Consider the following 20,497-nt stretch of genomic DNA (forward strand, 5'->3'; position numbering starts at 1 on the left):
AGGTTTTTTATGTTAATTGGTTCTCATGTAAGTATGAAGGGAAAAGAAATGCTGCTAGGTGCAGCACAAGAAGCGGCAAGTTATGATGCGTCAACCTTTATGATCTATAGTGGAGCGCCGCAAAATACGCGTCGTAAACCAGTAGATGAGATGAATATTCCGGCTGGGAAAGAATTTATGAAGGAACAAGGATTGTCGAATATTGTCATGCATGCGCCGTATATCATTAATTTAGGCAATACGAAAAAGCCAGAGATGTTTCCTTTTGCCGTTCAATTTTTACGTGATGAAATCATGCGGGCAGAGGCTCTAGGTGCGATGCAAATCACCTTACATCCAGGCGCTCACGTGGGAGCAGGTGAAAAAGCGGGTCTTGATCAAATTATCAAAGGATTAAATGAAGTACTTACTAAAGATCAAAAAGCGCAAATTGCTCTGGAAACGATGGCGGGTAAAGGAACTGAATTAGGAAAAACGTTTGAAGAGCTCGCATACATTATTGATGGGGTCACGTTGAACGAGAAACTTTCGGTGACGTTTGATACTTGTCATACCAATGATGCAGGCTACAATGTGAAGGATGATTTTGACGGAGTGTTGGCTGAGTTCGATCGGGTGATTGGCTTGGATCGCTTGAAGGTGATCCATGTAAATGACTCGAAAAATCCAATGGGTTCTCACAAGGACCGCCATGCCAATATTGGCTTCGGAACAATTGGTTTTGATACATTGAATGCCATCGTTCACCATGAAAAATTGAAAGAATTGCCAAAAATTTTAGAAACACCTTATGTTGGAGAAGACAAAAAAAATCAACAGGCGCCTTATGGATTTGAAATTGCTATGCTGAAAGCTGGTAAATTTGATCCCGATTTATTAGAAAAAATTCAGGCACAATAATCAACGAGGCTGACTCATAAGTGTTCAGTGTCAAGAAATAATAAGGGAATTCCGGAAGTTGTTCCTCAAATTTTTGTGAATTTTCGGTTTATTTCCGAAGACGCTACTTATGAGTCGTCGTTTATTCGCGAGAAGGAGCTGACCCAAAAGTTTAAAAGACTTTTGGGTCAGCTCCTTTGTTAGTTTTATAGTATTTTATTCTCTAATTTGCCCATCTCCATAAATGATATATTTACTGGAAGTTAAATGTTCTAAGCCCATCGGACCACGTGCATGAAGCTTTTGTGTAGAAATCCCGATTTCTGCTCCAAAACCAAATTTGAAGCCATCGGTAAAGCGAGTAGAGGCATTGATATATACAGCCGCCGCATCCACTTCTTTTAAGAATTTTTGTCCATTGTGATAACTATCCGTTACTATCGCTTCTGAATGCTTCGAATTGTAACGATTGATATGTTCAATTGCCTCATCGATGGAGGCAACGACTTTAACCGCCAAGATATAATCTAGAAATTCTGTTGCCCAATCTTCTTCAGTTGCTAAGGACGCTTGTGTTAAATAAGACAAAGCGTTCGAATCGGCACGTAAAGATACACCGTGTGAAATCAAATTTTTTTCGATCATTGGCAGAAATTCCGAGGCAATGTCTTCATGAACCAGTAAGGTTTCGATTGCGTTGCATACTGAAGGACGTTGTGCTTTCGCATTCACGACGATATCGCTGGCCATATCTAATTGCGCTGCATTATCCACATATACGTGATTGTTCCCTGTTCCTGTCTCGATTACAGGGACAGTAGCGCTATTTTTAACACGTTGGATCAAACCAGCTCCGCCTCGAGGAATTAAGACATCCAGATAATCATTTAACCGCATCATTTCGTTTGCTACATCATGAGAAGTGTCATTGACGAACTGGATCATCCCAATGTCTAATTGTTTATTTTGTAAAGTTTTCTGCATGAGCTTTACTAGGGCTTGGTTTGAGTAGAAGGCTTCCTTGCCGCCGCGTAATATTACTGCATTTCCCGACTTGAAGCATAAACTAGCCGCATCGGTTGTTACATTTGGTCGCGATTCAAAGATGATCCCGATTACACCTAATGGCACACGCTGTTGTCCCACCATTAGCTGATCTTCGGTACGCCACATTTTTTCTACGACGCCGATTGGATCCGCTAAAGCCGCTACTTGGCGGATTCCTTCAGCCATTTCTTGGATTCTATCGTCGGTTAAGCGCAAACGATCCATCAGCGGTTCTGGAATGCCGTTTTCCTTCGCTTGCTTCAGATCTTGCTGATTTGCTTGTAGTATCGTGGTTTTACTGTTCTCTAAGTCGATTGCCATCTGTAGTAGACAGTCATTTTTCTTGCTGGTCTCCAGTTGACTTAGCTCTTGCGCGGCTTTTTTACTCTTTTCTCCTAAGCTGATCATTAAGTTATTCATGTTGTCCCTCCTTAAATAATGTTCCGACTTCTACGCCTGCTAAAATATCAAAAATTATTCTGGGAGGTTTTCCATTTGCCAAGACCATCGCGCTTTTTACGTCTAAGATTCGTTGAGCGGCCTTCAATTTGCTGACCATGCCGCCTGTTCCGAAGCGACTTCCTTCTCCACCTGCTTGGTCCATCAGTGTTTGGTTGATTGTGGAGATAGTGGAGTAGAGAATGGCCTGTTTATTCTTTGATGGGTTATCAGAATAGAACCCATCAATATCGCTTAGCATAATTAACAAATCCGCATCCATTAATTGTACAACGATTGCTGATAATTCATCATTATCACCAAATCTTCTCGTGTGATCCATTTCGTCCACAGCTACAGTATCATTTTCATTTATGATTGGAACGATGCCCATCGAAAGAAGCTGCTCCAAGGTGTTAATTACATTTTTTCGACTTTCTGGAAAATCTACTACGTCTCGCGTTAACAGCACTTGAGCCGTTTGTTGACTATAGCCTAAAAAACGCTGATTATAGATGTGCATCAGCTCTGATTGTCCTACAGCTGCGACTGCTTGCTGTACAGGGATCTCCCGTGGACGTTCTGGGATATGAAGCTTGTCCATGCCGACACCAATAGCGCCAGAAGAGACTAATAGTATTTCTTTTCCTTGATTGCGTAGATCGGTGAGTACAAATGCTAATTGATCAATACCATCCAAATTGATCTTACCGTTTGGATGGATCAAAGAACTTGTTCCGATCTTTACAACAATCCGATTTACAGATTTTAAAAACTCTCTCATACTTACACCTCTTCACTTAGCCACCAGCGAGGAAGATATTGTTTTGCATTTTAGCATATTCTAATCAATATTTCATCATTTATTTAAAAATAATTGAGTATTTTCACTTTTTTCTTCAAATTAGCGAGAGAACGCCTGTCCAATTTTTTTAGTTAGTAGACAAAAAAAGGGTCGCGTCTCAACCAATGAATAAGATTGCACTAAATTTACACAGACAGATTTGAAGTTTCTTAAAACGTCTTTTCTTTTGGAGAATCTTTTAGTAAAATGTATGAGAATGTGTCAGGAAAGGAGCGGTGAAAATGGTATCAACTGGAATCGTAGTATTGATCGCAGTAATCGCTGCACTATTAGGTGCTGTCGGCGGTTTCTTCTTAGCTCGTAAATATATGCAAGACTATTTCAAAAAGAATCCTCCAATCAACGAGGATATGTTACGTCAGATGATGATGTCGATGGGTCAAAAGCCTTCAGAGAAAAAAGTTCGTCAAATGATGCAGCAAATGAAAAATCAACAATAATTTTGCAAGGACAATCGTCGCAGGATGATTGCCCTTCTTTTTTGACCTGATGTCTTCAGAGAGGTGTATCAGGTATCATTCAAAAATCTCGACAATGAGTCAGCATAATAAATGTGAGAATTTCCCAATCCTTATTATGAAGAAAATAAGGAAGGTTACATTTAGTAAGCAGATTTGTCGACAGAATAAACACTTGGATGTAAAGTTAAGCCGAATGGGGGAATGACTGAATGTATGATGTAATAGTTATCGGTGCGGGTCCAGCAGGGATGACCGCAGCCTTATACGCTTCACGCTCAAACTTAAAAGTTCTTTTGATTGAACGTGGCGCACCAGGCGGACAAATGAACAATACCGCTGAAGTTGAAAATTATCCTGGTTTTGAATCAATCATGGGACCTGAGCTTGCAATGAAAATGTATGATGGTGTCACGAAATTCGGTACAGAGAATGCTTATGGAATCGTTCAGGACATCAAGGATCATGGAGACTACAAAGAAGTAATTACTGAAGATAAAAGCTATCAAGCCAAGACCATCATTGTTGCAACAGGGTGTGTCCATCGTAAATTAGGTGTGCCAGGAGAAGAATCCTTTGCAGGACGAGGAGTTTCTTATTGTGCAGTTTGTGATGGTGCATTTTTCCGCAATAAACGCTTGATTGTTGTCGGTGGAGGGGACTCAGCAGTTGAAGAAGCGATTTATTTAACTCGTTTTGCTTCTGAGGTGGTCATTGTACATCGCCGCGATGAATTACGGGCGCAAAAGATTATTCAAGATCGTGCCTTTACTAATGAGAAAATTTCATTTATTTGGGATAGTGTAGTGGATGAAATCGTCGGCAACGACATGGTTGTTACAGGGGCTCAAATCCGCAATGTGAAAACTGGAGAGGTTCATTTAGAACCTGCAGATGGCGCTTTTATTTATGTTGGTTTGGAACCACTAACTGAGCCATTTAAGAATAGCGGGATTACAAATGCCGCTGGCTGGATTGAAACCGATCATGAAATGAAGACAAAAATTCCTGGTGTCTTTGCTATTGGTGACGCCCGTGAAAAAGATTTACGCCAAATCACGACTGCTGTCGGTGAAGGTGGAATCGCTGGACAACAAGTTTATAAGTACATCGAAGCACAAAATTAATCAGGGAGAGGAAGGCCAATCGTGTCTTCCTCTTTTTTAGAAAAAATACGGGCTTTTAGGCACGACCAAATGCAAGTTTTCTTTGCCGAATATAACAGTAATGGTATACTTAAATGGTAAGAAAAATTTGAAAGAGGTGTGTTTCATGTCTTGGGAACAAGTTTATGAGCAATGGATTGATTCAGATAAATTAGATGAAAAAATGCGTAAAGAATTACAAGACCTAGGTAAAGACCCAGAGTTGAAAAAAGATGCGTTTTATAAACAACTAGAATTTGGAACGGCAGGGATGCGCGGAGTATTAGGTCCAGGTGTCAATCGGATGAATATTTTTACTATTCGTCAAGCAACTGAAGGATTGGCGCGTTTTATGGATACACAAGATCCCGAGACTAAACGTCGTGGTGTAGCAATTGCGTATGATTCACGCCACATGTCACCAGAGTTCGCGATGGAAGCGGCAAAAACATTAGCCAAACACGATATTCCATCATTTGTATTTGAAAGTTTACGTCCAACACCAGAGTTGTCTTTTGCTGTTCGTTTTGAAAATGCCTTTACAGGAATTATGATTACGGCCTCTCACAACCCAGCAGAATATAACGGCTATAAAGTCTATGGCGAAGATGGTGGGCAAATGCCGCCAGAAGATGCAGATGCATTGACGAAGTTTGTACGTGCTGTAGAAAACCCATTAGAAGTTGAAGTTTTAGCGGATGAAGAGGTTGAACACAGCGGACTGATCAATATTATTGGTGATGAAGTGGACTCAGAATACTTGAAAGAGATCAAATCAGTAACCATCAACCAAGAATTGATTGATGAAATGGGCAAAGAACTAAAATTAGTTTACACGCCATTACATGGTACTGGGAAAATGTTGGGTGAAAAAGCCTTGAAGCAAGCAGGTTTCGAAAAATTTGTTTTAGTACCAGAACAAGCAATCGCTGATCCAGATTTCTCTACAGTAAAATCACCAAATCCAGAAGAACATTCAGCCTTTGAATATGCCATTAAGCTAGGAGAACAAGAAGGGGCTGACTTGTTGATCGCAACGGATCCTGATGCCGATCGACTAGGCGCTGCTGTTCGTTTGCCTGATGGCCGTTATCAAGTATTGACAGGAAATCAAATTGGCGCGATTATGATTCGTTATATTTTAGAGGCACATAAACAAGCGGGAACTTTACCAGCTAATGCAGTTGTTTTAAAATCAATCGTATCAAGTGAATTAGCGACAACCATCGCGGATTCTTATAACGTGAAGATGGTAGATGTGCTGACTGGATTCAAGTTTATCGCTGAAAAAATCCAACAATATGAAGATGACAACTCGCAAACATTCATGTTTGGCTTTGAAGAAAGCTATGGCTATTTGATTAAGTCTTTTGTCCGCGATAAAGATGCGATTCAAGCATTAGTGCTACTAGCTGAAGTAGCAGCTTACTATAAAAAACAGGGTAAAACTTTATATGACGGCTTACAGGATATTTTTGAAGAGTACGGGTATTATGCAGAAAAAACCATCTCTGTTACCTTGAGCGGTGCTGAGGGAGCTGAACAAATCAAAACGATTATGGGTAATTTACGTAACGAGGCACCAAAAGCATTCGCAGATGTCGCAGTTACCCTGACTGAAGACTTCAAAGTGTCTAAAGCTATTGACGCTGAAGGAAATGAAACCGCGATCGATATGCCAGCTTCAGATGTCTTGAAATACACATTGGCAGATGAAACTTGGATTGCCGTTCGACCTTCTGGTACAGAACCAAAAATCAAATTCTATATCGGTGTAAAAGGCGACTCCCATGATGCCGCTGCAGAAAAAATTGCAACTTATGAAAAAGCGATCCGCAAAATTGCCGAATAGAGTAAATGAGGGCTATAAATGAAGGAACACGAAGAATTTCAAGCGGTCAGCCAATTTTTTAAAATTTTGAGTGACCCGACACGGTTAAAAATTTTGATGTTTCTAAAAGAGGGAGAGCGGAATGTTTCATCAATCAGCGATACGCTAGCAATGGAACAATCTGCTGTTTCTCATCAATTAAAATTATTACGTGACAACCGTTTAGTCAAAGCGCGTCGTGACGGCAAGGCTATGCTCTACAGTCTGGATGATCAACACGTCCTTGATGTTTTAGAGCAAACCTTCCGACACGTCCTGCACCAATAAAAAAGAGCTTTTCCAAAATTTTTGGAAAAGCTCTTTTTTTTTGCAGAAATTTTGTTATACTGATAGCTAACTATTAGAATATGATGAAATTACTTTTAATACGAATGTAATTTAGTGGAGGCGGATTATGGAAAAAGCAGTCAAGGTAGGTCTATTAGGTTTAGGTGTAGTAGGTACTGGTGTCTTGGAAATTTTGTCAGATCATCGAGATAAAATTGAAAAAAGTATCGGCGGTCCCTTGGTTGTAACAAAAGCCTTGATCCGACCAGAGGAAGATAAAAGCGCCTTAGCAGAGAAATATGATTTGGAATTGGTTACTGAGCTCGATTCTATTCTAAATGATCCTGAAATTTCCATTGTTGTGGAGGTAATGGGTCGTATCGAGCCGGCTAAGACCTTCATTAAAAAAGCGTTATTGGCGGGGAAAAATGTTGTGACCGCAAACAAGGATTTATTGGCGCAGCATGGCAGTGAATTGGTAAATCTTGCACGAGAGCAGCAACGGAATTTGTATTATGAAGCCAGTGTTGCTGGTGGGATTCCGATCTTACGAACGATTGCTAATAGTTTGGCTGCAGATGATATTACCGAAGTTCTAGGTATCGTCAATGGAACGACCAATTACATGTTGACGAAAATGGTGCAGGAGCAACGCACTTATGATGAAACCTTGAAGGAAGCGCAAGAGCTTGGCTTTGCAGAAAGTGATCCAACAAATGATGTGGACGGAATTGATGCTGCTTATAAAATGGTCATTTTAAGTAAGTTTGCATTTGGGATGTCTATTACGATGGATCAAGTTAAGATCAAGGGAATTCGCGGTTTGGCCGCTGAAGATGTTACTTTAGCTGATCAGCTTGGTTATACGATCAAGCTTATTGGATCGACAATCAAAAAGGACGATACGATTTCAGTTGAAGTCGGTCCTATTTTAGTTCCGCATGAGCATCCACTTGCTTCTATTCACAATGAGATGAACGCTGTTTTTGTTAAAAGTTCAGGGATTGGCGAATCTATGTATTATGGACCAGGTGCTGGTGCACGTCCTACGGCGACCAGCATTGTGGCTGATTTGATGACGATTGTGAATAAGATGAAAAAGAATACTGTAGGGCATCGTTTTACTGGCTATACCCAACCAACGAAATTAACATCACCGAGTGACAATATCAGTAAATACTTTTTATCTTTAGAAATGCCAGATGAGCCGGGTCAATTCTTGAAGCTGGCTGAGATCATGACAGAGACAAAAGTAGGATTTGAACAAGTCGTTCAGGAAAAAGGTGATGGTGAGACTGCACGGGTTGTCTTGATCACACATGAAACATCAGAGACAAAGATGAATACCGTTCAAAAGGAAATTAAAGAAAAAACCAGCTACAAATTGATATCATTGATGAAAGTTATGGGGGAATAAGCATGTACGAAGGTCTATTAAAACAATATAAAGAGTATTTACCAATTACAGATAAGACACCTCAAATTGCCTTAGCAGAAGGAAATACACCGTTGATTCCTTTAAAGAATCTTTCAAAAGAGTTGGGAATTACTTTGTATGGGAAGTACGAAGGTTTAAACCCCACAGGCTCATTTAAAGATCGGGGCATGGTGATGGCTGTAGCGAAAGCGGTAGAAGATGGAGCAAAAGCGATTATTTGTGCATCAACGGGAAATACAAGTGCTGCTGCTGCCGCCTACGCAACGCGTGCTGGTATTAAAGCATATGTCGTAATTCCAGACGGAAAAATCGCTATGGGTAAATTAGCTCAAGCGATTGCCTATGGTGCGGATATTATCTCAATTCCCGGAAACTTTGATGAGGCGTTAAAAGCCGTACGTGATATTGCTGAAACTGAAGCAGTGGCTTTAGTAAACTCGGTAAATCCTTACCGTTTGGAAGGACAAAAAACGGCTGCTTTTGAAATCTGTGAACAATTGGAACAAGCGCCAGATGTTTTGGCGATTCCTGTCGGGAATGCTGGAAATATTTCTGCGTATTGGAAAGGGTTCAAAGAATGGCATGAGAAAAAAGGGACAACGTTGCCACGTATGCATGGATTTGAGGCAGAGGGGGCCGCAGCGATTGTAAAAGGTGAGGTTATCGAAGCACCAGAAACAGTAGCGACTGCCATTCGTATTGGAAATCCTGCTAGCTGGAAACTGGCTGAAGCTGCTCGAGATGAATCAAAAGGCTATATCGATTCAGTGACAGACGAAGAAATTCTTAATGCTTATCGAAAGGTTGCAGCCCAAGAAGGCGTATTTGTTGAGCCAGGCTCTGCAGCTTCTCTTGCCGGGGTAATCCAACATGTGAAAAATGGCCGAATCAAACCAGGTGAGACGGTGGTAACGGTCTTCACTGGAAATGGATTGAAGGATCCGGATACGGCAATCAATGAAACAGATATTAAGATTAACAAGATGAGTGATTTGGAGGATATGCGCCGACACTTACGTGAAGGAGTGGCCGCACTATGAAAATCCGCGTCCCAGCAACGAGTGCCAATTTAGGTCCCGGCTTTGATTCCTGCGGGATCGCGTTGTCACAATATTTGACTATTGATATAGGTCCTGAAACAAAACAGTGGCAGATTGATCATCAATTAGGAAGTGCCATTCCTTCAGATGAAAAAAATCTGTTAATTCAAACAGCTTTAGATTTGGCTCCTAAGCTAACGCCGCATAAAATTACTATGACTTCAGATATTCCTATCGCTCGTGGATTAGGGAGCAGTTCCTCCGTTGTAGTAGCCGGCATCGAACTAGCCAATCGGTTAGGGAATTTAGGAATGACGCCACAGCAAAAAGTGTCCTATGCAACAAAAATCGAAGGACACCCAGACAATGTCGCACCAGCAATCTGTGGCGATTTTGTCGTTGCGAGCTATAACAACAATGAGGTGAATTTTGTAAAACATACATTTCCTGATTGTGATGTAATTGCCTTTATTCCAAATCACGAGTTATTGACTTCGGAAAGTCGTGCGGTTTTACCAAAGGAAATGTCTTATCGCGATGCTGTCAAAGCCAGCTCAATCGGGAATGTGATGATTGCGGCTGTTCTAAATGGTAATTTGCCATTAGCTGGAAAGATGATGGAACGAGATATTTTGCATGAGAGTCATCGCCAGCATCTCGTGCCTCATTTGAAAAAAATCCGTGAGTTTTGCAAAGCTTATGGTGGATATGGCAGCTTTTTAAGTGGTGCGGGCCCAACGGTGCTTGTTTTAACACCGCCTGAAAATACAGAAAAATTGGTGAAAACTTTAAAGGCATTTGACCATGAAGCACTAATTGATGTGCTTTCAGTCGAAAAAGAAGGCGTTCAAATATTTTAATTGCGTAGAAGAGAAGAGTACAGCAGATCGGACTTGACAGAGAGCTTCGTTAACTGAGAAGAAGCAGCAGCGATTCGTTGGAAGATGGCCTTGGAGCAATTGTCATATGACACGGGAATGCCCGTTATAGCAGTTCGTAGCAATACGACAAAAGTTCAGTCTTGTGAGGGACTGATAAATTAAGGTGGTACCACGGCACTCCCGTCCTTTCAGATATGAAAAGACGGGAGTTTTTGCGAGTTGCACTTCCTGCTTTAGCAGGTTAGTGGAATCGTATGCGTATGAGAATAAAACTATTTTTTTCTGCTCTTTGAAAAAAATAGTTCTTCTAAATCGAGCTAGCTGTCAGTTCTACTTTTGCAGTTCACGTTGTTTGAGCTGGAGAACTCAATAGTTATTGAAATTATTGAACAGAATGTTTAGTAGAATGATAGTTCGACGAAGCTAAGGATAAATTTTGTTAGAAATTTATAGTCCCTCTGAATCCTGAGTCGACTGCGAACTTTAGCAGATTAGTGGAATCATATTTGTATCACCCAATCACGTTTAATTTAAGTTTTATTTATTGACTATATTATTTCAAATGAGGAGGAAGAATAATGGAATTTGAAACAAAATGTTTACATGCTGGGTATCAGCCAGAAAATGGAGGACCGCGGGTATTACCGATTGTCCAAAGTACGACCTATGCCTATGATTCTACTGATGAAATTGGGAAATTGTTTGATTTGGAAGAAGCGGGCTATTTTTACACACGATTAGCGAACCCAACGACTGGTGCCGTAGAAGAGAAGATTGCTGCGTTAGAGGGCGGTGTGGGTGCTCTATGTACATCCTCCGGTCAAGCGGCAACTTTTTATGCAGTGTTAAATATTTTAGAAGCGGGAGATCATTTGATTTCGTCCAGCTATATTTACGGCGGCACCTATAATTTGTTCGCTCACACCTTCAGAAAAATGGGCATCGAAGTGACCTTTATTGATCAAGACGCTTCAAAAGAAGAAATACTGAAGGCGGCAAAACCAAATACTAAAGCGATTTTCGGCGAAACGATCGCGAATCCGGCTGTAAAAGTACTGGATCAGGAAAAATTTGCGACAGTGGCAAAAGAACTAGATATTCCATTTATCATCGACAACACCTTTGCTACACCATATTTTTGTCGTCCGATTGATTTTGGGGCAGATATTGTCATTCATAGTACAACTAAGTATTTGGATGGTCATGCTGTGCAAACAGGTGGAGTAATCGTAGATGGCGGAACATTTGATTGGAACAATGGTAAGTTCCCACAGCTTTCTGAACCTGATGAAACTTATCACGGCATTGTTTATACTGAAAAATTTGGTCAGGCGGCCTATATCACCAAAGCTCGTGTTCAATTAATGCGGGACCTAGGAGCCACGCCGTCACCGCAAAATTCATTCCTATTGAATCTTGGGATGGAGACATTACCAATTCGTATGGATCGTCATTATCAAAATGCGATGACAGTAGCGAAATATTTGTCAGAACAAAAGGCGATAAAGAATGTTTTTTATCCTGGTTTAGAAAACGATGAAAACTATGAGCTGGCGCAAAAGTATGTACCAAACGGGTTATGCGGAGTTATTTCTGTTGAATTTTCCGGTGGAAAAGAATCGGCTGCAAAATGGCTGGATGCCTTAAACCTTGTTTCGTTAGAGGTTCACGTGGCAGATATTCGAACCTGCGCTTTGCATCCGGCGACTTCGACTCATCGCCAATTGACGGATGAAGAATTGCAGCAAGCAGGGATTTCACCAGGGCTTGTTCGATTATCTTGCGGCATTGAAAATGTAAAGGATATTCTTGCTGACTTGCAACAGGCTTTTGATAAATTGGAGGGATAAACCATGCCCATTCGTTTAGAGCCTGATTTTCCAGCGAAATCAGTGTTAGAGTCGGAGGATATTTTTGCAATTGACAATTCTCGTGCGGAACATCAGGACATTCGTCCATTAAAACTATTAATCTTAAATTTGATGCCAAATAAAATCGATACAGAAATTCATTTACTGCGTTTGATTAGCCAAAGCCCCTTACAAATTGACGTAGATTTTTTAAAAGTGGCTAGTCATGAGCACAAACATACTAGTAAAACCCATCTCGACAAATTCTATTTGGACTTCTCACAAATAAAGGATACTTGTTATGATGGATTGATTATCACGGGGGCTCCGGTCGAACAACTGGCTTTTGAAGAAGTAGACTATTGGCCGGAATTGGTTGAAATCATGGATTGGAGCCAAACTTCAGTGACGTCTGTCGTGCATATTTGTTGGGGAGCGCAAGCAGGTCTGTACCATCATTTTGGCGTTGAGAAGGTTCCATTTAAGGAAAAGTTGTTTGGGATCTATAAGCAGGACATCGAACATCATTTTCGTTTATTCAGAGGATTTGATGATCGCTTTTGGATGCCGCAGTCTCGATATACCGGTATCAATGAAGAACAAGTACGTCAAAGAAAAATCAAAGTAATCGCGAAGGATGAAGAAGAACGGTCTGCTATTTTAATATCGGATGATGAACACGATGTTTTTTTGATGGGTCATTTTGAATATGCCACCGATACGTTGGAAAAAGAATATTTACGAGACCATGATCGTGGGATAGATACGGCAAAACCAGCAAATTACTACGAGAATGGGAAAATTTATAATTACTGGCGCGCGCAAGCACACCTGTTTTATCACAATTGGTTGAATGATGTGTATCAAATGACGCCTTATCAGTTAGAGAGAATCCGTGAACTGCAAAAAGAAAGAAAGCTGAGATCAATTTGATCTCAGCTTTCTTCTTCCATAAAGTAATAACTATGGTCTTCAAGATCCAAAGCACTCATAATCATGGCTGCTGTTTCTTCAATAGAGAGTGTGGCGACATTAATAATTTCACAGCCTAGCTTTTGGTAAAGATCATTGGCGAATTTCAATTCTGCTTGAATTTTTTCACGATCTGAATAGGCTGTTTCTGGGTTTAGCCCATAGGCGCGCATCCGTTCTTTACGAATGCCGATTAATACTTCAGGATCATTCGTTAAGCCGACAATTTTTTTCGGATCAATTTCAAACAATTGTTTTGGAATATGGGCTTGCGGAATCAAGGGCAAGTTTGCGACTTTTAAATTTTTGTTGGCTAAGTACAAGCTCAACGGTGTTTTTGATGTTCGGGACACACCTAATAACACGACATCCGCCTCTAAAAAGCCGCGAGGATCTTTTCCATCATCGTATTTTACGGCAAATTCCATTGCTTTGATTCGTTTGAAATAATTTTCATTCAGATGATGCAACGCACCTCGTTCACCAGTTGGTTCAAGCTGTGCACGTCTGCCGATCTCACTCACAACTGGATTCAATAGGTCCATCGTAAACAGGTCTTCATTGTCACAAAATTCTTTCGCAATTTTTGATAGTTTTGGATCGATCAATGTATAGATGATCATACCGTTTTCGGCCTTGGCGTCATTTAAGGCTTTCATCAATAATTCTTCAGTGTGCACAAAGGTACGACGGAAGAGACAAAATTCTACGGTTGGGTATTGGGCCATTGAGGCTTGCGCCAGCTTAGAGGCTGTTTCCCCAGCAGAATCAGAGATGATGAAAATAGTGACTAACTCATTTTGTTTTTCGCTATCCATAAGAAAAACTCCCTTGCAATCAGTAATAATTTATTATACCATACTGTTTATTCGGAATCATTACACTTTGAAACGAGGGAGAATATGACACAAACGACTTTATTAGAAAAAGCCTTGGCAAAAGTAAAGGAAAATGGCTTTAAGTATACAAAGAAACGTGAAACGTTATTAGATTATTTGATCAAATGCAATCGTTACGTTGCGGCTCGTGAAGTTTATGATTATTTGAACGAACAATTTCCTGGGTTGAGTTATGATACGGTGTATCGCAATTTAAGAGAATTTTGTGAAATTGGCTTGATTGAAGACACAGAGCTGCAAGGAGAGATGAAGTTCCGCTTCAGCTGCAGTGAAAATTTTGAACATCATCATCATTTTATTTGTACTGTATGCGGGATGACAAAGGAAATCCATATGTGTCCAATGAACTTCTTTAAAGAACAATTAGATGGCTGCGAAATCGAGGGGCACCGCTTTGAATTATATGGGCGTTGTGAGAAATGTCAAAAACTGCATGAATAAATTAAGAATTAAAATTCTTCAGTACCTTGACTCAAAATAGCCCATTAGATATAATAACTTATGGACGGTCTTGTTGTTTGGAAGTACATTTCAATAACAAAAACGGTTACATTTCAAGCCCGGAGGGAGGGAATTTATATGTCAAAAACAGTGGTTCGTAAAAATGAATCTCTTGACGATGCTCTTCGTCGCTTCAAACGTTCCGTTTCAAAAGCAGGGACTCTACAAGAATCTCGCAAACGTGAATTTTATGAAAAACCAAGTGTGAAACGTAAGAAAAAATCAGAAGCAGCTAGAAAACGTAAGAAATTCTAGTCTGTGAACGGAGTGATTCTATTGTCACTACTTACTACCTTGAATGAAGACATGAAGCAAGCGATGCGAGCAAAAGATAAAGAGACTTTGCAAGTGATTCGGATGCTTAAAGCTTCGATTCAAAATGAGCAGATTAAAAAAGGTCAGGATTTAAATGACGAAGAAGAATTGACAGTATTGTCTCGCGAGATGAAACAACGTCGTGATTCTCTATCCGAGTTTGAAAAAGCTGATCGCACCGATTTGGCTGATAAGGTCAAAAAGGAAATTGTAATTGTTGAAAGATATTTGCCGGCTCAACTTTCAGAAGAAGAGATTCGTGCAATTGTTTCAGAGGCGATTACAGCAACAGGAGCGACTTCACCAAAGGAATTTGGTAAAGTGATGGGGGCAGTGATGCCGAAAGTCAAAGGCAAAGCCGATGGCAATCAAGTCAACGCAGTCGTCAAAGAGCTTCTAAACAAATAAGCAATAACGAGTCGAGAGAATTTTCTCTCGGCTTTTTTTGGCTTAAATAACCAGTTTCTCAGGTTCTCTTTATCTAGAGGTTAGACAATTTTTCTTTTATTTAGAGTGTGGTATTATAAGAAGGAATGATTCATGAAGGGATGAGCGCTTGTTGAATAGCAACGATTTTGAGTCGTTAGAGATAAAGCTTGATGGAAAAGATGACATCAGTATGCTTTTAGGTACCCACGATAAACACGTTAAATTTTTAGAAGAAAATACGGAAACGACAATCAATACTCGCGGAGAAACAATCCAAATCATTGGGCCGAAAGAAGAAGCAAAACTGGTTGGAGATATTATTCGAACATTGCAAATTTTGATTGATCGTGGAATCAAGGTGGCGACTCCTGACGTAATGACTGCATTACGTCTTGGACGTGAGAACCACCTAGATGAGTTTGTCATGATGTATGAAGAAGAGCTATTAAAGGATCGAAATGGAAAACCGATTCGCCCAAAAAATATTGGACAAAGCCGATATATTGCAGCTATCCGAAAATCCGATGTTGTTTTCGGTGTTGGACCAGCGGGTACGGGGAAAACTTATCTAGCAATCGTCATGGCAATCGCTGCCTTGAAAAAGGGTGAGGTACAGCGTATTATTTTGACACGCCCTGCGGTAGAGGCGGGAGAAAGTCTAGGCTTTCTGCCAGGAGATTTAAAGGAAAAAGTTGATCCATATCTACGCCCAATGTATGACGCTTTACATCAGATATTCGGTGTGGAGCACACGAACCGTTTATTAGAACGTGGCGTTATTGAAATTGCGCCGCTTGCATACATGCGAGGACGGACATTGGATGATGCTTTTGTTATTTTAGATGAGGCGCAAAATACGACAATTTCGCAAATGAAGATGTTTTTGACGCGTCTTGGATTTAATTCCAAAATGATTGTAAACGGGGATACGTCTCAGGTGGATTTACCAAGAGGACAAGTCAGTGGATTGATTCATGCGGAGCGTACCTTGCAAGGGATTAAGAAGATTCGTTTCGTGAACTTTGAGGCAGGGGATGTTGTCCGACATCCTGTAGTTGCGGAGATTATTGAAGCGTATGAACAAGAGAACCTACGACGCCAAGAAAAGTAGTCAGGAGGGAATTGGATGTTAAATCGACCCATCAATAACTTGCTGAAAAAATTAGGTTCAAAATTTATACCGATTATTCTAGGTGTCTTTTCACTGGTACTAGTTTTGACGATGCTTTCCAGCGTCATTCAAAAAAGTGTTGACTACAAAGAAGGTCAAGTCGCAACAGAAAGTATTCGTGCGAATAAGACGATTGAGAATAAGGCTGAAACAGATCAGAAGCGGCAGCTGGCTGCAGAAGCTGTGACTCCAGAATATACGTATCAAGCGGATTTGGCTCAAACGCAGCATGATCGAATCAATCAATTGATTACGTTGATCCAAAAGGCTAATAGCGATTTAGATAAAAATTATCAGACCAAAGTATCGCAGGCCAAGGATGGTGAAAAGGTTCCTCAGCCAACGGTTGATGAGCGTGTTGCCGCTGTTAAAAAGAATTTTGAAGGTTTGGACCAAGATGCGGTTACCTTTTATCAGCAGCTGCCGGAGGATTTTTATCAGGCGGTTGTGCAATTAAGCGCGACGGAATTGACAAAAGTTGGCACGGAAAGTCTGAAGCTTTTAGATGAACAGATGGCAAAACGAATCCGACAGAGCGATCTGGCTGAATATAAACAGCAGGCCATTGATAAAATTCAAGGATTAGGTTTGTCAGATGAATCAAATCAAGTAATGCGCTATTTGCTGGAAAATGGCATCATTATTAATGATTCGCTAAATCAGAAGCGGACGGATGAACTAAAAGAACAAGCCAGTGATTCTGTTCAACCAGTAATGATTTATCAAGGGGAAGTTATTGTCCGTGAAGGAAGCCAGATCGATGCTAATGCAATTAATAAGTTGAAGCTGTTAGGATTGACTAGTTCAGGCACCTCGATTTTTCCTTTGATTGCGATGATTCTGTCAGCGATTTTGCAGGGGGTATTGCTATGGTTTTATAGTCGTCAGTTTGAAGTCGAATTTCAACGTGTGCGCTTTATTCTATTTTATAGCGCGACGATGACGATCGGTGTTTTCATTATGAAAATACTGCAGGCGTTTCAAGGAGCTTCTTCGAACAATCTGGCATTGTTTTTCCCAGCAGCCTTTATGCCGTTGATCTTGACTGTGTTTGTTAATCGTCGGGCAGGGGCATTATCCGCTGTTTTCCAAACGGTTTTTGCATTGTTTATTTATTACAAAGCTATTGGGACCAATATGCTGCCGGTTATCTTAATGACCTATCTTTTTTCTGGTACGCTGGCAGTCATGGTTAAGCAAAAACGTCTATCCGATCAAGTGAAGCAAGCAATGCTATGGATCGTCGCATTTCCAATCATTTGGTCGATTATTTTAAGTATTTATCAAGGGATGTCCTTCACCGATCCGCAAACTTGGGGATTACTGTTAGGTGCTTTTGCAGCTAGCATCCTATCTTTTATCATGGGGATGGGCTTGCAGCCATATATTGAAATTCTAGTGACAGACAGTGGTGTGATTACGCTAAATGAACTAAGTAACCCTAATCATCCACTATTGAAGGAATTACTTGAAAAGGCACCAGGAACGTACCATCATTCAATGATGGTGGCTAACTTAAGCGCTAATGCGGTAGCCGAGATCGGCGGTCGTTCACTTTTAACACGAGTAGCCTGCTACTATCATGATATTGGTAAAATTCGACATGCGAATTTCTTCGTAGAAAATCTGCCGACTGGAGCAGAGAATCCGCATAACTTCTTATTGCCAGAAGATAGTAAACAAATCATCTTCGGTCATGTTATCGAGGGTGCGAAGATTTTGAAAGAATACAAAATGCCTCAAATGGTGATCGATATTTGCTATCAACACCATGGCACGACATTAATGAAATTCTTCTATTTCAAGGCAAAAGAGCGGAATCCTGATACAACTGAAGCTGAATTTCGTTATCCAGGTCCTAAGCCGCAAACACGAGAAGCTGGAGTAGTAAATATTGCTGACAGCTGTGAAGCGGCCGTTCGAGCGATGGATCACCCTTCAATTGATAAGATCACTGAATTTGTTCATAATTTAATTGAAGAACGGATCAATGATGGACAGCTGGATGACTCCGGTTTGACGTTAAAAGAAATTCGTATCGTTGAAAAATCATTGATCAGCGGACTAAGCTCGACCTTCCATTCACGGATCAAGTATCCACGGATGCAGTCAGAGGCCGAGAAGATGAAAGAAGAGCAAGAGAAAAAAGGAGAAGAGTAATGGATATTACTTTTATTGACGAAACAGAGCAGGTCTCTGATGAAAAAATCCAAGAAATCGATGGCGTACTGCAATTTGCTGCTGATTACTTAAAACTGCCGAAAGATACTGAAATGTCTGTTACCTTTATGGACAATGCCGCAATTCAAGTGATCAACCGTGATTATCGCGATAAAGACGCACCAACGGACGTAATCAGCTTCGCCTTGGAAGAAGAAGGTGAAGATGAAGTTCCCATCATTATGGACGAGGAGAATCCGATGCCGCGAAATCTTGGCGATATCATGATTTCAACAGAACGTGCCCGTGAACAGGCAGAAGAGTATGGACACAGTTTTGACCGTGAACTAGGGTTTCTAGCCGTACATGGCTTTTTACATATCAATGGGTATGACCATATGACACCTGAGGATGAGAAAGAGATGTTTGGTCTACAGAAAGAGATATTAGATGCCTATGGACTTAAAAGATAAAACGGAAAAAAACAAGCATTTTGTCACATCTTTGGAATTTGCGATTCAAGGAATTAAGACAGTTTTTCAAGAAGAGCGCAACATGCGTGCCCATGTAGTCTTTGGGCTAATGGCAATTTTGGTGGCATTCTTGCTGGGCGTATCGGTGCTTGAGTGGCTGTGGATTTTTCTAGCAGTCTTTCTAGTTTGGATTGTTGAGATTATCAATACTGTATTTGAAAATGTAGTAGATATGGTCACGGATTGTCATTTCCATCCGATTGGAAAGAAGATCAAGGATATGGCTGCTGGAGCCGTTCTAGTGACGTCAGTCTTTGCCATTATTGTGGGTGTGATTATCTTCCTACCAAAAATTATTGAGCTTTTTCTTTAAAAAAGTAATTACCAAAGGTTCAGAAAGGACTTTTATATGACAGAACATAAATCAGGCTTTGTGGCGATTGTTGGTCGACCAAATGTTGGGAAATCCACCTTATTAAATCGTATTGTAGGACAAAAAATCGCCATTATGAGTGATAAGGCACAAACCACTAGAAATAAAATCCAAGGGGTTTATACGACTCCTGACGCCCAGGTGGTCTTCATTGATACGCCAGGAATTCATAAGCCAAAACATCGCTTAGGGGATTACATGGTAGAGATGGCCTACAGCGCTCTGCGTGAAGTCGATGCGATTCTATTCATGGTCAGTGCAGATCAAAAGCGTGGACGCGGAGATGATTTCATCTTGGAGCGTTTAAGCCAACAGGAAGTCCCAGTTTACCTAGTGATCAATAAGATTGATACAATCCATCCAGACGATTTGCTAGCAATCATTGATGACTATCGTACGATTATGGATTTCAAAGAGATCATCCCGATCTCAGCGACTGAAGGAAATAATGTGGAACATTTATTAGAAGTTTTAGTCGATCAAATGGATGAAGGTCCACAATATTTCCCAGATGATCAAATTACAGATCATCCGGAATACTTTATCGTTTCTGAATTGATTCGTGAAAAAGTATTGAGTCTGACCCGTGATGAGGTGCCTCACTCTGTAGCAGTTGTTACAGAATCAATGAAGCGAGATGAAAATGATAAGGTTCATATACAAGCGACAATTATTGTAGAGCGGACAAGCCAAAAAGGGATTATTATCGGAAAAGGCGGTAAGATGCTGAAAAATATCGGTACTCAGGCCCGTAAGGATATCGAAACCCTTTTAGCAGACAAAGTTTATTTAGAGCTTTGGGTGAAAGTCCAAAAAGACTGGCGCGATAAGCAAACGTATCTGCAAGATTATGGCTATCGCAAAGATGATTATTAAAGAAAAGGAGCTTCACGATTTTTTTCGTGGAGCTTTTTGTAAGTCGAATAGTTAATAATGGGAGGTGAA

The 20,497-nt window shown here is 40.6% G+C and carries 21 protein-coding genes; 18 read left to right on the forward strand and 3 right to left on the reverse strand.

Annotation, left to right across the window (positions count from 1 at the left end; all coding sequences use genetic code 11):
* Window positions 1–9: 9 nt before the first annotated feature.
* Window positions 10–900: a deoxyribonuclease IV gene (locus IGI50_RS03655; RefSeq protein WP_010746687.1), complete on the forward strand. Its 891-nt coding sequence runs from the start codon at window positions 10–12 to the stop codon at window positions 898–900.
* Between the two features lie 195 nt (window positions 901–1,095).
* On the opposite strand, the gene IGI50_RS03660 is transcribed toward IGI50_RS03655, so the two are convergent.
* Window positions 1,096–2,346 (reverse strand): glutamate-5-semialdehyde dehydrogenase, encoded by a 1,251-nt coding sequence (locus IGI50_RS03660; RefSeq protein WP_010746686.1) that lies wholly within the window; start codon window positions 2,344–2,346, stop codon window positions 1,096–1,098.
* Window positions 2,339–3,148 (reverse strand): glutamate 5-kinase, encoded by an 810-nt coding sequence (gene proB / locus IGI50_RS03665; protein ID WP_218256790.1) that lies wholly within the window; start codon window positions 3,146–3,148, stop codon window positions 2,339–2,341. Before proB ends, IGI50_RS03660 begins: the two co-directional genes overlap by 8 nt.
* Before the next feature lie 302 nt (window positions 3,149–3,450).
* On the opposite strand from proB, the gene IGI50_RS03670 reads away from it, so the two are divergent.
* From IGI50_RS03670 to IGI50_RS03710, 9 genes are all read left to right on the forward strand, one after another.
* Window positions 3,451–3,669 carry a YneF family protein gene (locus tag IGI50_RS03670; protein WP_010740033.1) on the forward strand — a complete coding sequence of 73 codons (219 nt, stop codon included), beginning with the start codon at window positions 3,451–3,453 and terminating at the stop codon, window positions 3,667–3,669.
* Between the two features lie 230 nt (window positions 3,670–3,899).
* The gene (gene trxB, locus IGI50_RS03675; RefSeq protein ID WP_438776183.1) at window positions 3,900–4,814 is read left to right on the forward strand and encodes a thioredoxin-disulfide reductase; all 915 of its coding nucleotides are present in this window, start codon (window positions 3,900–3,902) and stop codon (window positions 4,812–4,814) included.
* Window positions 4,815–4,959: 145 nt separating this feature from the next.
* The gene (locus tag IGI50_RS03680) at window positions 4,960–6,684 is read left to right on the forward strand and encodes a phospho-sugar mutase (protein WP_438776184.1); all 1,725 of its coding nucleotides are present in this window, start codon (window positions 4,960–4,962) and stop codon (window positions 6,682–6,684) included.
* Window positions 6,685–6,702: 18 nt separating this feature from the next.
* On the forward strand, window positions 6,703–6,990 hold the full coding sequence (locus IGI50_RS03685) for an ArsR/SmtB family transcription factor (RefSeq protein WP_010746682.1): 288 nt from the start codon (window positions 6,703–6,705) through the stop codon (window positions 6,988–6,990).
* Between the two features lie 127 nt (window positions 6,991–7,117).
* On the forward strand, window positions 7,118–8,407 hold the full coding sequence (locus tag IGI50_RS03690; protein WP_218256792.1) for a homoserine dehydrogenase: 1,290 nt from the start codon (window positions 7,118–7,120) through the stop codon (window positions 8,405–8,407).
* A gap of 2 nt (window positions 8,408–8,409) precedes the next feature.
* Window positions 8,410–9,468: a threonine synthase gene (thrC, locus tag IGI50_RS03695; protein WP_438776185.1), complete on the forward strand. Its 1,059-nt coding sequence runs from the start codon at window positions 8,410–8,412 to the stop codon at window positions 9,466–9,468.
* The gene (thrB, locus tag IGI50_RS03700; protein ID WP_218256794.1) at window positions 9,465–10,328 is read left to right on the forward strand and encodes a homoserine kinase; all 864 of its coding nucleotides are present in this window, start codon (window positions 9,465–9,467) and stop codon (window positions 10,326–10,328) included. The genes thrC and thrB overlap by 4 nt, the downstream gene beginning before the upstream one ends.
* A 599-nt stretch (window positions 10,329–10,927) precedes the next feature.
* A complete protein-coding gene (locus IGI50_RS03705; protein WP_438776186.1) occupies window positions 10,928–12,199 on the forward strand; it encodes an O-acetylhomoserine aminocarboxypropyltransferase/cysteine synthase family protein in 1,272 nt (423 codons plus the stop codon).
* 3 nt (window positions 12,200–12,202) lie between these two features.
* On the forward strand, window positions 12,203–13,132 hold the full coding sequence (locus IGI50_RS03710; RefSeq protein WP_010746677.1) for a homoserine O-succinyltransferase: 930 nt from the start codon (window positions 12,203–12,205) through the stop codon (window positions 13,130–13,132).
* A gap of 2 nt (window positions 13,133–13,134) precedes the next feature.
* Here IGI50_RS03710 and IGI50_RS03715 read toward each other — a convergent pair whose 3' ends face one another.
* The gene (locus tag IGI50_RS03715) at window positions 13,135–13,989 is read right to left on the reverse strand and encodes a pyruvate, water dikinase regulatory protein (protein WP_010746676.1); all 855 of its coding nucleotides are present in this window, start codon (window positions 13,987–13,989) and stop codon (window positions 13,135–13,137) included.
* 84 nt (window positions 13,990–14,073) lie between these two features.
* Here IGI50_RS03715 and IGI50_RS03720 point away from each other — a divergent pair, with 84 nt between their 5' ends.
* From IGI50_RS03720 to era, 8 genes are all read left to right on the forward strand, one after another.
* Complete coding sequence (locus tag IGI50_RS03720) at window positions 14,074–14,511, forward strand: Fur family transcriptional regulator (protein ID WP_028020179.1); 438 nt, start codon at window positions 14,074–14,076, stop codon at window positions 14,509–14,511.
* A 138-nt stretch (window positions 14,512–14,649) separates the two neighbouring features.
* Window positions 14,650–14,826 (forward strand): 30S ribosomal protein S21, encoded by a 177-nt coding sequence (gene rpsU / locus IGI50_RS03725; protein WP_002356740.1) that lies wholly within the window; start codon window positions 14,650–14,652, stop codon window positions 14,824–14,826.
* Between the two features lie 21 nt (window positions 14,827–14,847).
* Entirely contained in the window at window positions 14,848–15,294 is a 447-nt protein-coding gene (locus IGI50_RS03730) for a GatB/YqeY domain-containing protein (RefSeq protein WP_438776187.1), read from the forward strand.
* 211 nt (window positions 15,295–15,505) lie between these two features.
* A complete protein-coding gene (locus IGI50_RS03735) occupies window positions 15,506–16,426 on the forward strand; it encodes a PhoH family protein (protein WP_051095960.1) in 921 nt (306 codons plus the stop codon).
* Between the two features lie 15 nt (window positions 16,427–16,441).
* On the forward strand, window positions 16,442–18,646 hold the full coding sequence (locus tag IGI50_RS03740; protein ID WP_438776188.1) for an HD family phosphohydrolase: 2,205 nt from the start codon (window positions 16,442–16,444) through the stop codon (window positions 18,644–18,646).
* Window positions 18,646–19,119: an rRNA maturation RNase YbeY gene (gene ybeY / locus IGI50_RS03745; protein ID WP_010746671.1), complete on the forward strand. Its 474-nt coding sequence runs from the start codon at window positions 18,646–18,648 to the stop codon at window positions 19,117–19,119. Before IGI50_RS03740 ends, ybeY begins: the two co-directional genes overlap by 1 nt.
* A complete protein-coding gene (locus IGI50_RS03750; RefSeq protein ID WP_010746670.1) occupies window positions 19,097–19,492 on the forward strand; it encodes a diacylglycerol kinase family protein in 396 nt (131 codons plus the stop codon). The genes ybeY and IGI50_RS03750 overlap by 23 nt, the downstream gene beginning before the upstream one ends.
* Before the next feature lie 36 nt (window positions 19,493–19,528).
* A complete protein-coding gene (gene era / locus IGI50_RS03755; RefSeq protein ID WP_438776189.1) occupies window positions 19,529–20,428 on the forward strand; it encodes a GTPase Era in 900 nt (299 codons plus the stop codon).
* Window positions 20,429–20,497: the final 69 nt, after the last annotated feature.

Source organism: Enterococcus sp. DIV0170 (assembly GCF_051710765.1).
GTDB lineage: Bacteria > Bacillota > Bacilli > Lactobacillales > Enterococcaceae > Enterococcus_A > Enterococcus_A raffinosus.

Bases quoted from the DNA above. Each gene is read 5' to 3' on its own strand.
- thrB (WP_218256794.1), top strand. From the start codon at position 9,465: ATGAAAATCCGCGTCCCAGCAACGAGTGCCAATTTAGGTCCCGGCTTT.
- IGI50_RS03750 (WP_010746670.1), top strand. From the start codon at position 19,097: ATGCCTATGGACTTAAAAGATAAAACGGAAAAAAACAAGCATTTTGTC.
- IGI50_RS03710 (WP_010746677.1), top strand. From the start codon at position 12,203: ATGCCCATTCGTTTAGAGCCTGATTTTCCAGCGAAATCAGTGTTAGAG.
- trxB (WP_438776183.1), top strand. From the start codon at position 3,900: ATGTATGATGTAATAGTTATCGGTGCGGGTCCAGCAGGGATGACCGCA.
- rpsU (WP_002356740.1), top strand. From the start codon at position 14,650: ATGTCAAAAACAGTGGTTCGTAAAAATGAATCTCTTGACGATGCTCTT.
- thrC (WP_438776185.1), top strand. From the start codon at position 8,410: ATGTACGAAGGTCTATTAAAACAATATAAAGAGTATTTACCAATTACA.
- IGI50_RS03660 (WP_010746686.1), bottom strand. From the start codon at position 2,346: ATGAATAACTTAATGATCAGCTTAGGAGAAAAGAGTAAAAAAGCCGCG.
- IGI50_RS03715 (WP_010746676.1), bottom strand. From the start codon at position 13,989: ATGGATAGCGAAAAACAAAATGAGTTAGTCACTATTTTCATCATCTCT.
- IGI50_RS03740 (WP_438776188.1), top strand. From the start codon at position 16,442: ATGTTAAATCGACCCATCAATAACTTGCTGAAAAAATTAGGTTCAAAA.
- proB (WP_218256790.1), bottom strand. From the start codon at position 3,148: ATGAGAGAGTTTTTAAAATCTGTAAATCGGATTGTTGTAAAGATCGGA.
- IGI50_RS03670 (WP_010740033.1), top strand. From the start codon at position 3,451: ATGGTATCAACTGGAATCGTAGTATTGATCGCAGTAATCGCTGCACTA.
- era (WP_438776189.1), top strand. From the start codon at position 19,529: ATGACAGAACATAAATCAGGCTTTGTGGCGATTGTTGGTCGACCAAAT.
- IGI50_RS03680 (WP_438776184.1), top strand. From the start codon at position 4,960: ATGTCTTGGGAACAAGTTTATGAGCAATGGATTGATTCAGATAAATTA.
- IGI50_RS03690 (WP_218256792.1), top strand. From the start codon at position 7,118: ATGGAAAAAGCAGTCAAGGTAGGTCTATTAGGTTTAGGTGTAGTAGGT.
- IGI50_RS03655 (WP_010746687.1), top strand. From the start codon at position 10: ATGTTAATTGGTTCTCATGTAAGTATGAAGGGAAAAGAAATGCTGCTA.
- IGI50_RS03735 (WP_051095960.1), top strand. From the start codon at position 15,506: ATGCTTTTAGGTACCCACGATAAACACGTTAAATTTTTAGAAGAAAAT.
- ybeY (WP_010746671.1), top strand. From the start codon at position 18,646: ATGGATATTACTTTTATTGACGAAACAGAGCAGGTCTCTGATGAAAAA.
- IGI50_RS03685 (WP_010746682.1), top strand. From the start codon at position 6,703: ATGAAGGAACACGAAGAATTTCAAGCGGTCAGCCAATTTTTTAAAATT.
- IGI50_RS03705 (WP_438776186.1), top strand. From the start codon at position 10,928: ATGGAATTTGAAACAAAATGTTTACATGCTGGGTATCAGCCAGAAAAT.
- IGI50_RS03720 (WP_028020179.1), top strand. From the start codon at position 14,074: ATGACACAAACGACTTTATTAGAAAAAGCCTTGGCAAAAGTAAAGGAA.